Origin of the sequence: Hyunsoonleella aquatilis (assembly GCF_014270105.1) — a bacterium.
GTDB classification, from domain to species: Bacteria; Bacteroidota; Bacteroidia; order Flavobacteriales; family Flavobacteriaceae; genus Jejuia; species Jejuia aquatilis.
Window position 1 is genome coordinate 89,528 of record NZ_JACNMF010000007.1, and the last position, 12,637, is coordinate 102,164.

Annotated in this window: 9 protein-coding genes and 1 rRNA gene; 6 read left to right on the plus strand and 4 right to left on the minus strand. The window is 37.3% G+C overall.

Features of this window, described 5'->3' with window-relative positions; genetic code table 11:
• Positions 1–2 precede the first annotated feature (2 nt).
• From H7U19_RS16465 to H7U19_RS16485, 5 genes are all read left to right on the plus strand, one after another.
• Positions 3–707, plus strand: coding sequence for an SDR family oxidoreductase (locus tag H7U19_RS16465; RefSeq protein ID WP_186563980.1), 705 nt, complete (start codon positions 3–5; stop codon positions 705–707).
• 593 nt (positions 708–1,300) lie between these two features.
• Positions 1,301–1,651, plus strand: a complete 351-nt coding sequence (gene rplS / locus H7U19_RS16470; RefSeq protein WP_186563981.1) for a 50S ribosomal protein L19 — start codon at positions 1,301–1,303, stop codon at positions 1,649–1,651.
• 864 nt (positions 1,652–2,515) lie between these two features.
• Positions 2,516–4,726, plus strand: a complete 2,211-nt coding sequence (locus H7U19_RS16475) for an NADP-dependent isocitrate dehydrogenase (RefSeq protein ID WP_186563982.1) — start codon at positions 2,516–2,518, stop codon at positions 4,724–4,726.
• A 53-nt stretch (positions 4,727–4,779) separates the two neighbouring features.
• On the plus strand, positions 4,780–5,604 hold the full coding sequence (murQ, locus tag H7U19_RS16480) for an N-acetylmuramic acid 6-phosphate etherase (protein ID WP_186563983.1): 825 nt from the start codon (positions 4,780–4,782) through the stop codon (positions 5,602–5,604).
• Positions 5,588–5,824, plus strand: coding sequence for a DUF6095 family protein (locus H7U19_RS16485; RefSeq protein WP_186563984.1), 237 nt, complete (start codon positions 5,588–5,590; stop codon positions 5,822–5,824). The genes murQ and H7U19_RS16485 overlap by 17 nt, the downstream gene beginning before the upstream one ends.
• A 200-nt stretch (positions 5,825–6,024) precedes the next feature.
• Here H7U19_RS16485 and H7U19_RS16490 read toward each other — a convergent pair whose 3' ends face one another.
• Together H7U19_RS16490 and H7U19_RS16495 are read right to left on the minus strand one after the other, a co-directional pair.
• Positions 6,025–6,525, minus strand: coding sequence for a hypothetical protein (locus H7U19_RS16490; RefSeq protein WP_186563985.1), 501 nt, complete (start codon positions 6,523–6,525; stop codon positions 6,025–6,027).
• Between the two features lie 150 nt (positions 6,526–6,675).
• Positions 6,676–9,111 carry a helix-turn-helix domain-containing protein gene (locus tag H7U19_RS16495; protein WP_186563986.1) on the minus strand — a complete coding sequence of 812 codons (2,436 nt, stop codon included), beginning with the start codon at positions 9,109–9,111 and terminating at the stop codon, positions 6,676–6,678.
• A 306-nt stretch (positions 9,112–9,417) separates the two neighbouring features.
• Here H7U19_RS16495 and H7U19_RS16500 point away from each other — a divergent pair, with 306 nt between their 5' ends.
• Positions 9,418–10,950, plus strand: coding sequence for a coiled-coil domain-containing protein (locus H7U19_RS16500; protein ID WP_186563987.1), 1,533 nt, complete (start codon positions 9,418–9,420; stop codon positions 10,948–10,950).
• A gap of 78 nt (positions 10,951–11,028) precedes the next feature.
• On the opposite strand, the gene H7U19_RS16505 is transcribed toward H7U19_RS16500, so the two are convergent.
• Both H7U19_RS16505 and rrf read right to left on the minus strand, forming a co-directional pair.
• The gene (locus H7U19_RS16505) at positions 11,029–12,360 is read right to left on the minus strand and encodes an exonuclease domain-containing protein (RefSeq protein WP_186563988.1); all 1,332 of its coding nucleotides are present in this window, start codon (positions 12,358–12,360) and stop codon (positions 11,029–11,031) included.
• A 156-nt stretch (positions 12,361–12,516) separates the two neighbouring features.
• Positions 12,517–12,625 (minus strand): 5S ribosomal RNA (gene rrf / locus H7U19_RS16510).
• Between the last annotated feature and the right edge of the window lie 12 nt (positions 12,626–12,637).

Below are 12,637 nucleotides of genomic sequence, written 5' to 3' on the forward strand. Positions count from 1 at the left end.
ATATGGAACTAAGGAATAAAAATGTGCTTATTACTGGTGGTAGCTCTGGTATAGGTAAAGAAACTGCTAGACAATTTATAGATAAAGGTGCTAACGTAGTTATTACTGGACGGGATGCTAATAAATTAAAAGAAGTTGCCAATGAATTGGATGCCATCCCTCTCCCATTTGATATTAGCGATTTAAAATCTATTCCTATAAAGGCAAAAGAAGCAGTAGATTTATTAAATGGAAAAGTTGATGTCTTAATTAATAACGCAGGAATTGGTGTTTTCCCATTATTAGGTGAAATTACAGAAGAAAACCTAATGGATATTTATTCTACCAATGTCTTTGGTTTAATTCTATTAACTCAAGAGATTCTTCCTGTTTTCAAGAAACAAAACCATGGAGATATTATAAACATAGGTTCTACAGCAAGTTCAAAAGGGTTTGTAAGAGGTAGTGTTTATGCTTCTTCCAAATTTGCTGTAAGAGGAATAACGCAATCATGGCAAGCTGAATTGAGAAAAGACAATATTCGAGTTTGTTTAGTTAATCCAAGTGAAGTAGCTACAGCATTTGCAGACAAGGAAAGAAAAGAACGAGAAGAAGAATCAAACAAATTAGGTTCTAAAGATGTAGCTCATGCAATTATTTCAATTATAGAAATGAGAAAAAAAGGATTCATTCCTGAAGTTACAATTTGGGCTACAAATCCATTCTAAGAATTACTATGGCCAACGCGGTTTATAAAAAATAGCAGTCAAGAGCTAAACTTTAAGTATAGTTCTTTTCTGTTATCTTTGTTTTAATCTGAAAAGTATTTTACATAAAAATGTTACTTTTCATATACAATTCCGTTAAACGAACCTCTCCAAAAAAACCACGATACCCATGGTATTCGCGCCGAAGCAATTAAACAAGCCCGTGTTAGGGATTGAAGTGGCATCCTTTTTTTGTTTTTACAAATATCCCGTCATTACGAGGAGGCACGACGAAGTAATCTCTTTGGTTGATGAGATTGCTTCGCCAAGCTCGCAATGACCCTCGGTGGAGTTACAAAAAAAGATATAACGGAAAGCCCGACCCGAGGACGGATGTTTCATTACGCTTTCTAAAGTTACATCGAGGGGAACGCCCAAATTACTAAAAAGGGTAACCTGCCTGCGATACCACAGGTAGGCACGCGCCCAAATAAAAAATAAAATTAATAATTGTGCATTTTGTATTATTAATTATATTTGCACCCAATTTCGGGTTAACCTCTGGCGAGAATCGTGTATGTTGTTTCGAATCAACTATTTTTAAGCATAAAGACATGGAATCTTTAGTAAAATTTGTTCAAGACGAATTTGTAACAAAAAAGGACATACCGGATTTTGGTGCCGGTGACACCATTACCGTTTATTACGAAATTAAGGAAGGCAACAAGACGCGTACCCAGTTTTTTAGAGGGGTTGTGATCCAAAGAAGAGGCTCTGGTTCCTCTGAGACATTTACCATCAGAAAGATGTCGGGGTCTATCGGCGTTGAGCGTATCTTCCCTGTAAACTTGCCTGCTTTGCAGAAAATTGAGGTGAACAAGCGTGGTAAAGTACGTCGTGCACGTATTTACTACTTTAGAGGCCTTACTGGTAAGAAAGCAAGAATTAAAGAGAAAAGACACTAACAGAAAAACTAACAACACTGAAAAGCCTTGGATTTGCCCAGGGCTTTTTTTATGAACAAAAGTTAATAAGTGCTGTTGATAAGCGGTTGACATATAAAACGTTACAAAAATTTGGCAATACGGAACTTTTGGCGTATATTAGGTGAGGAATTAAAAATAACGGTGCATGCCGGTTTTGCAACTCATGCAGATTTAAATTTAAAAATTCCGTAAAAGAAACGTTCTTTACACATATAATTGTTTTTTTTAGGTTGAACGATTTACATGAAAATGTAAATAATGAAACCGCAGGTTACAAACATTCCCCAAATGTAGATTGCTGGAATGAACGCGTGACTAAAAGCTTAAAAATGAGAAGGACTTAAAACGCCCGAGGCATTTGAAAGTGATGTTTGACAGGATTTCCTCATGAAAATGTAGAATGAAAGCAAACACTGAGAAAAAACAATTACATCATGAAACATGATAGTAATAGGTCAATACATTTTGAAAATTACATCTTATGTTTCATTTGAAATACCGTTACTTGAATTGAAAAGATCTGTTTGAAAATGCAGGTTGATTTTAACAGCAATGTTAAATTAGGTCACGTAAAGTTATTTCAAGGAAAGCCATGTCAGAATAGATTAAATTCTATAGTGATATGGCTTTTTATTTTTGGCATTATATGATATGCAATTTTGACAATTCAATACTTCTCAGAGGATATATTAAAATTATGCGAAATGTCTCCGGGTTCTCTGTTTTTCCCTTCCATATGCTTCCATTATAACTATCAAATTTCGTATATTCGCAGTCGCTAAAAACGAATCGAATTTTCTCTGCTGTTTTTAGCTCTTTTATTCATAAAAAAACGCGACGCGAATGTCTAAAATTATTTATACAAAAACTGACGAGGCACCAGCTTTGGCAACACGATCCTTTTTACCAATCGTGGAGACTTTTGTAAAATCTTCTGGTATCGAAATTGAAACTAGGGATATTTCCTTGGCGGCAAGAATCCTTGCAGTTTTTCCCGATTTTTTAACGGAAGAACAACAGGTTTCTGATGATTTGGCAATACTAGGCGAATTGGCAAAAAAGCCAGAAGCCAATATCATAAAATTGCCGAACATCAGTGCTTCAGTACCTCAGTTGAAAGGGGCCATTAAGGAGTTGCAGTCCAAAGGTTTTGCGATTCCAGATTACCCAAATGAACCGGAAAATGACACAGAAAAAGACATTAAGGAGCGTTACGATAAAGTAAAGGGAAGTGCCGTAAACCCTGTTTTACGCGAGGGTAATAGTGATAGACGGGCTCCAAAGGCCGTAAAGAATTATGCGAAAAAGAACCCGCACAGAATGGGTGCATGGTCTGAAAATTCAAGGACCCATGTGGCCACTATGAGTGCCGGCGATTTTGCCCATAACGAAAAATCGGTGACTCTTGGTGAAGCGACAAGTATCAAAATCGTGCATGAGGACACCAATGGCAATGCCTCTGTTTTAAAAGGTAGTTTTCCTTTATTAAAAGGCGAGATTATTGATGCCACCAAAATGAGCAAAAAGGCATTATTGGCGTTTTTTGAAGCTCAAGTAGCGGATGCTCGTGAACAAAATATTCTGTTTTCATTGCACATGAAAGGCACCATGATGAAGGTGAGCGACCCAATTATTTTTGGGCATGCGGTAAAAATATTCTTCAAGGATGTTTTTGAAAAGCATGGTGAAACCATTGAAGCGCTTGGTGTTAACGTTAATTCAGGTCTTGGAAATTTATTGGAACGTATCCAGGAACTACCCGCTGATAAACGCCAAGAAATTGAAGCGGATATTGCCGCCACTTATGAAAAAGGACCTGGCATTGCCATGGTAAATTCCGATAAAGGGATTACCAATTTGCATGTACCAAGTGATGTAATTATTGATGCTTCGATGCCTGCGATGATTCGTACTTCTGGTAAAATGTGGAATGCCCAGGGCAATCTTCAGGACACCAAAGCCGTTATCCCGGACAGTAGTTATGCCGGTGTTTATGCGGCTACTATAGATTTCTGCAAGGAACATGGTGCTTTTGACCCGACAACAATGGGTACAGTACCTAATGTTGGTTTAATGGCTCAAAAGGCAGAAGAATACGGTTCTCATGATAAAACTTTTGAAATTGCTTCCGACGGTGTTGTAAAAGTTATAGATGCTTCCGGCAACGTATTGTTGCGACATAATGTTGAAGAAGGTGATATTTGGCGCATGTGCCAAACAAAGGATGCTCCTGTTCAGGATTGGGTAAAATTAGCCGTTACCCGGGCGAGAGCTTCACAGGCTCCTGCAGTATTTTGGTTAGACAAAAACAGAGCGCACGATGCGGAATTGATTAAAAAAGTAAACACTTATTTAAAAGACCACGATACCTCTGGGTTGGATTTAAGAATTCTTGCTCCAGTGGATGCAACGCTTTTCACTTGTAAAAGATTGAAAGATGGGAAAGATACCATTTCGGTCTCTGGTAATGTGCTACGTGATTATTTAACGGACCTATTCCCTATTCTTGAAGTGGGAACTAGCGCAAAAATGTTGTCTATTGTGCCTTTGATGAATGGAGGAGGCTTATTTGAAACTGGTGCAGGAGGTTCTGCTCCAAAGCACGTACAACAATTGTTGGAGGAAAACCATTTACGCTGGGATTCTTTGGGTGAGTTTTTAGCGCTGGCAGTTTCTTTGGAACATTACAGTGAGGTAAACAGCAACCCAAAAGTTAAAGTCTTGGCCGAAACATTGGATGAAGCAACAGGAAAGTTATTGGATAATAATAAAGGCCCATCAAGGGTTGCCGGAGAATTGGACAACAGAGGTAGTCATTTTTACCTTGCCTTTTATTGGGCACAGGAATTGGCAAATCAAAATGAGGATCAATCCTTAAAAGAAGAGTTTGACCCTATTGCTCAAAAATTGGAGAAAGCCGAGTCCGATATTGTAACAGCCCTAAATGAAATTCAAGGTAAACCTGTAAGTATTGGAGGTTATTATCTTCCTGATGAATCGGAAGCGAATAGTGTAATGCGACCAAATTCGACGTTTAATTCGATTTTAAATTAAAATATTAAAGCTTCCATTTCGGGAGCTTTTTTTATAATTAGTATTTTTGAAACATGAGTTTCACCAAAACTACCGAGCAGGATTCCAATCACGACCATCTGGAAAAGATGAGCGTTTCGGAATTGTTGAAAAACATTAACAACGAAGACAAAACCGTCCCTCACGCTGTTGAAAAGGTCTTGCCAGAAATCGAAGCCTTAGTACATCAAATTGTTTCAAAACTAAAGCATGGTGGTCGCCTATTTTATATGGGTGCAGGAACCAGTGGTAGATTGGGGATTGTGGATGCCTCAGAGTGTCCTCCAACTTTTGGCGTTTCCCATGACTTGGTAATTGGTTTAATTGCAGGTGGTGATTCTGCCATTAGAAAAGCAGTTGAGTTTGCCGAGGACTCCACAACCCAAGGCTGGAAGGATTTACAGGAATATCAAATCAGTGCAAAAGATGTTGTTGTCGGAATTGCGGCCTCGGGTACAACGCCCTATGTGGTTTCAGCTTTGGAAACTTGCAATCAAAATAATATCGTAACGGGATGCATTACTTGCAACCGTAATAGTCCCTTATCGCAAACTGCCCAATTTCCTATTGAAGTGATAGTTGGCCCAGAATTCGTAACCGGAAGTTCGCGGATGAAAGCTGGCACCGCCCAGAAATTGGTATTGAATATGATTACTACATCCACAATGATTCAGCTAGGCCATGTAAAGGGTAATAAAATGGTGGACATGCAATTGAGCAACAACAAGTTAGTGGACAGAGGAACAAAAATGATAATGAAAGAAATTAAGGTTTCTGAAGCTGAAGCTTTAGAACTACTTAACGAACACAAAAGCGTAAGAAACGCTATAAAACACTACAATAATGAGCGAAGAAAATAGAACAGATAAAAAAGTTTTGCTGAAGGGTATAAAGACAATGGTATTTGCTTTGTTAAGCCTTTTTATGGGGCCTATATTGCTAAGCTTTGCCTTTAGTAAGCCAGATGACAAATTATATTTACCACTTCTAATTATGGGCTGTGCCATTTCTGCAATGGCCGTAATCATGATGTTCAAAGGTATCAGAACCATCATGAACAGTATGTTCAAAAAGAAGTAGAACTTGCTACCAAATCATATTCTTTTATCAAAAACTGATACTTCTGAATATAATTCCGGATTAATGTATAATCATCATTTGTGTTTCTCATTGGACAAAATTAATTATTGTTAATTTCGTCCTCGAATTAGTTGACTTCTACAAGTTCGAGTGATTTTTGCAAAAAATCGTATCGAGAACCCTCTCTCTTTCAAAAAATATCACTTCGAAGCTACTTGCTTGGGCGTAGTTGGATTATACCCAAATTGATCATCATTGATCTCAATACCCAAACTATCGAAAATATAATTTATAATAGCGTAATGGTGAATGGTGTGGCTGTTAGCCTGCGCCAATAACGAGCCGTATGTGTAGGGAATCTCGGTTTTCCCCAATCCCAAATCATCCGTAACCAAAACGGTGTCGTTAATATCAAAAGAAGCCCTATTCAATCTTGAGATAATGCTCTTCAAATAATCTTGCGCACAGCCACAATCTGATTCCACAACCTTATTTCTGCTTCTAGCTGTTAAGTCCACTTTACTGTTTTCATCCACATTAAAAATACAATCATAAAAATCCAAGATATGACGAATGTGCGTTCCTATGCTAGAATAATAAGGAGGCACAGAAGCATCACATAATTGTGCATTCGATAAATTATCTAATAAAACTTGGGATTTCCGAAGGGTTTTTAAAGTAGATAGGATGATAACGTTCATGGACACTAATTTAACTAAATAATTTGAATTTCAAATAGAATGCTCGTTTAGTCAAACCACATTCAAATCCTTACAAAAAGTAATCAAAATATCTAAATGCTTTCTGAACTCCTCCCCTTGTTTTAAGGGGAGGTGCTGAAGGCGGAGGGGTCAGGAATTCAAATCTTCAAGTACCAACCGCAATGCACCATAACTATATTTATCATCCAACTGATGCTTCAAATCCGATAGGTTTTCAAAGGTTTTCTGCGGAATAATTTCCTTTAGTTCATTGTAATGCGTTTCAGGGATTAAATCCGTTATTTCCACTTCACCAGAAGGTATAAAACTCGCTAAATGTCCAATAATGGTGTTGGTGTTCAGCTCTCGAACATCCGCAATCTCCTGCACGGATTTACCCGATTGAAACAATGATAAAGATTCTTTTTTGGTATCCCCTTTTTTACGCTTTGGTTTGGGCGCATCAAAAATTTCGGCTTCCGCAGAAGTCTCAATATCATGCTCATCACAATAGGCCCGAATAACCTTTAAAATAGCATCACCGTATTTTTCAACCCGTGTTTTCCCCATACCATTTACTTTCAATAATTCCTGTTTTGTAGTCGGTAAGGTTTCACACATTTCGTACAGTGTCTTTTGAGCAAAAATCTGATAATGTATCAAATCCTTTTCTTGGGCAATATCATTTCTTAATATGCGCAATTTTTCAAAAAGCTCCACATTGCTGGTGCCCTCAATAACAGCTTTTCTTGGTTTTTTAGGCTTATCTTTTCCTGTGAACACGGATTTAGCACGCAACTCCAAAAATTGCTTTGCTTTAAAGCCCGATATCATGCCCCTAAAATACAGTAGCTTCACGGTAAGTAAATCTTCAAGGACGTCCAAATTCTTGGTAATATCCTTATCTATAGTTTGGTTATCCGTAGTAAATGCAAACGTTTTTAAAGGCTCTAAAATTTTGGTTTCGGTTTCACTTTTAAAATAAGCTATCGCTTTTTTAAAACGTTCTTGAATTACTGCACTATCTTCAGCCAAACCTTCACCCTCCGAAAGCTCTTTTAATTGTGCATTAAACCCATTAGCTACTTTTAAAAAATTGGTCAGGCATGCTTTAATAGGCAAAAACGTAGTTTCAACAGGCCCTTCAATTACCGTTCGGTTTTTATAGTAAATATCCAAAATACGGTTCAAAGGATTTAAAAATGGATAAAACCCAAAAATCTCTGCGATCAAATCCAACTGAAAATACTTTTGAGAATCCTCCAAAACCTTTTGATCCGGTTCATTTGCAGCCGCCTGAGCATTAAAACTTGCTACATTACCATCGCATATAATCTGATTGGAATGAATCTTACTTTTTAACACCAAACCTTCCAAAGACTTGCATCTGCTAAGCGCCACGTAAGTTTGCCCATGGGCAAATGCACCTTCGGCATCTATAATGGCCTTTTCAAAGGTTAGCCCTTGGCTTTTATGAATCGTGATGCTCCAAGCCAAGCGCAAAGGCATTTGGGTAAAACTGCCAATATTTTCCTCCGTAATAGCTTTCGTTTCATCATCCACAGAGTATTTTACGTTTTCCCATTCCTCAGGTGTCACAATAATATTGAACTCATCGTCCTGACAATGCACCGTAATTTCATCTGCGTCCAAATGGATGACTTTCCCAATCTTCCCATTAAAATAGCGCTTCTCCGGACTACTATCATTTTTTATAAACATCACTTGGGCCCCAACCTTCAATTCCAGAATTTCCTTATTGGGATAAGACATTTCGGGAAATTTGCCTTTCACCTTTGCCCGATACGTAAAAGGTGCTGTACTCAACTTTTCCAACTCTTTGGTATTGGTAGCCTCTGCCCTATTGTTGTGCGTCGTTAGGGAAATGTAACCTTCATCCGGTTCAGGTTTAAAATCAGGAAAGTAGCGTTTGTTGAGCTCTGCCGCGCCTTGCTCCGACAGTCGATCATTTCTAATTTCATTCAGAATCTCAATAAACTTCGGGTTTTCTTGGCGGTAAATATGCTTTAGTTCTATAGTAATAGCGTTACAGGCCATGAATGCCTTACTACTGAAAAAGAAACCATTTTTATACTCATGGCGCAATAACTCCCATTCGTTCTCTTTGATGACAGGCGATAGTTGTTGTAAATCACCAATCATCAGTACCTGCACACCACCAAACACTTTATTACGATTTCTAAAACGGCGCAATGTTCTATCAATACCATCCAGCAAATCGGCACGAACCATACTAATTTCGTCAATCACCAGCAGGTCCATACTCCTAATAATATTAATCTTGGTTTTACTAAATTTACGATTGAAACCCTTACCCGCATTCAAATCGGTATCCGGTAAAATTGGGCCAAAAGGCATCTGAAAAAATGAATGGATCGTCACCCCCTTAGCATTAATGGCCGCCACACCAGTAGGTGCAACAACAACAAGGCGCTTCAAACTGCGCATTTTCAAACGGTGCAAAAATGTAGTTTTACCAGTCCCCGCCTTACCCGTTAAAAAAATCGAGCGGTTGGTATGGTTCACAAACTGCCATGCTAAATCTAGTTCCTTATTATCGGCCATTAAATAGATGAAAATTTAAACTTTGAAGATACTAATTTGAACGATTTTTTGGGCGGGTTTTTACTGAAAAAGTAAAAACCGCGCTATCCGTTACTAGTTTTGGCTTCCCGATAACTATCGGGACTGCCTCACCAAAAGCTAACCACTACTATCGCTCCCGCAGGTGTCTGCCAAAGTCAAAGACTAATCTAAATTATATACCTATCTGCAAAGTTCAAAAACCCTAAAACATTAATTAAAAATAGTACAACTATTCTGATAAAGATTTATATTTTTAGGCTTACTTATATTCAATTACAACAGTAAATGTCATTAGAAGAAAAAAAATATGATATAGAAGCAAACAACGATTGGGCCAAAAATGTTAAAGGAGAGCACCTTTTCATTGATAATGCTCAAAGTGGACGTAAAGGCTATTTCTGTATTGGTTGTGACAAGCAGATGGAAGCTGTTAAAAAAAAGAATATTAACCACAGGTCATATTTTCGTCACGTTCCAGTAGATATTGTAAAAGATGAGAAACCTTGTACATTCAGTAATCGAGAATATAGAGAAATTTTAGCAACAGATATTTTACAAAGGCTAAAAACAATTAAAGTTCCTAATCTTTATAAATATCCACCTAAAGGAAATGATGGCTCACCAATTTTATTAGAAAAAGCCAAATTTGTAACCGCAAAAAAGGTTAAATCTCAACTTACTTTTTATGAAGATGGTAATGGAGAAATCAAGTATGGGAAAAACCCAGAAGTTGAAGATAGATATTTATTAATTAGACCTGATGTCACTTTTTTTGATGAAAATGATAAACCAATTCTATTAATTGAATTAGTAATCACACATAAGGTAAATGAAGAGAAGAAAATTAAGTTAAGACGCCTAGGAATTGATACAATAAGTATTATAATACCTAAATCATCTGAACAAGAGATAGAAGACAATTTTAAAACAACAAAACGCGTAAAGTGGGAATATAATGGAATCGAAGCAAGCACCAAGTATATACGAGTTTCCTCTGGAACTTCAGAGGGAGTATTGGAATTTGATGAAGACCAAAGAAGAATTTTTGAAGAATCGATCTCGTGTCGTAAAGCGAGACTTAACAATACGTTACGAACTATTAAAAAGTGCCTTCAATCTGAACCTTACAGAAGAGCTGAACATGAGTTTGAATCTGAAATATCAAGAATTGAGAACGCTACAAAAACAGAGAAGCAGGGATTGGAAGATATGGAAATACGAATTGAAAGAGAAGTATCTTCAGAACTTAGAGGCAACTTCGACGCAATTAATTCAGAAGAAGAAGAATTTCAGGAACACTGTTCAAACTTGGAAAGAAGATATACTGAAAAAGCAAAAGAACTTGAAATTGAGCAAGAAGGAGTTGATGAACTTACAGAAGAAGTACTCGACAGCAATAAATCTGAAGAACGAATTAGAGCTGAATTTGAAGAACAACAACAAACTATTGGGCAAGAATTTGTTGAACGTACAGAAAGAGTTAAAATCAGTATTGAACGAGAAAAAGAAAGCATCACTGGACTTAAAAGAGAAAAAAGCAAACTTGCAGAAGAATATAGAAAACTTGAGGAACAAGAACAAAGATATTTTGAAGCAGAAATTAGACGACTTAAATCAGAAGAAAGCAAACTTGATCAATCAGTTCGAGAAGAATTTCTTAGAGACATCAAACAAAATTCCAGAAGATTTTCCAAAGGAATTAGGAATATATTGGAAGCACAAACAATGGGATACGATTTTAAAGATGCTAAACGCGAAGAAAATCGTTATCAGAGGGCACGAGAATTATTTATCAAGGGAACTTGGAAAAAATGGTAAAACCTTAGATTGGTATATGAATGAAATTGAAAAAAGAAATAAAGGGTAGAAGTTAAAAATCATAAAGTATACATACAACTAAACCAACACCCTCCTAATAATCTTTTGAATATCACGATTATCTTGCTGCCGTATTAAAAAGGGTTCAAAATCTTCGGTGCAGTTAATTTGTTCTGTTTTATCAATAAAACCGTAACCTAAATAGGTGCCTTTTTCAATCATAATAAAGGCATCTTCGTAGTCGTATCTTCCCTTTTGTTTTAAAACAACATCTTTTTTGTCGTTATTGAGACTTTCTATAGCTTGCAATACACGTTGGTTGTAATCTTCAACATGCTCTTGGTCCTTGCAAACGCCTTTACAGGTATGTATTTTAAAGTGATTGCAAGTGCCCACATTTTCTTGTAAATGGCAGTACTTTGGGCAGAGTTCAAACCGGCTACACAACTGTTCTATCTGCTGGCGGCATTCGGTTATAGAATGTAAGGTCAGTATCGGGTTTGGTGTCGCTTTAAGCGTATTATACGCCATATGTATAATCCCTTTTCTATCGGTATAAGAAAAAATAGCATGCATTTTGGGCGCCCGTTTGGCTACTTGGTTGTATTCTGGGTAATGCTGTTTTATGGCCGCATCTTCCATTAGCAAGGCTATCAATTCACTGCCAGACAATGCAAAGTCAATATCCGCAGTCTCACGACACATCGCCAAAGATTTCTTCGTTTTACTATAAAAATGACTGAGCACGCGTTTCTTAATATCCTTAGCTTTCCCCACATAAATAATTTTACCTTTTTTATTTTTAAAATAATATACACCGGGCGTGTTGGGTAAATTATGAAACACCGAAGTTGGCAAATGCGAAGGCAATGTGGCTTCCTTAGATGATTTTTTTAAAAAGTCATTAAAAACAGTTTCCGCATGTTCTTGATAAAGCAAGCGTTCAAATAAAATAACAGTAGCTTCAGCATCACCTCTCGCCCGATGACGCTCTGCTATAGGAATATGCAAGGCATGACACAATTTTCCTAAACTATAAGATCTGTGTCCGGGTATCAGTTTTCTAGCCAATCGGATGGTACACAGTTTTTTTCTGTTAAAATCAATCCCTATAGCTTTAAATTCATTCCGGATAGCATTATAATCAAAATTGACATTGTGTGCCACAAAAATGCAGTTTTCGGTAAACCTCAAAATATCTTCTGCAATTTCAGAAAAGGCGGGCGCAGGGGCTACCATACCGTTATCAATACCAGTAAGCGCCGTGATATAATCTGGAATTAATAGCTGAGGATTCACTAAAGACGTAAACTCATCTATAACTTGCGTCCCATCATGTTTAAACATAGATATTTCGGTAAGCTTATTGCTTTTACCAGTAGTTTCAACATCTATAATGGTGTACATCATGTTTGTAACAAATCGGGAGCTTCTTTTTTAAAGGAGACTAAAGATAATAATATTTGAAATTAAAAGGAGGACAGCCAGTGGCTGTCAGGTATTTTTTTAGTTTATTCAGTAAAGCGCAAAAAAAAGACCCAACCAAGTTAATGATTGAGTCTTCAAAAAAGGCGGCGACCTACTCTCCCACGGATTGCAGTACCATCGGCGCTGGCGGGCTTAACTTCTCTGTTCGGAATGGTAAGAGGTGAGCCCCGTCGCTGTAACCACCTTAAAATTTAAGTTA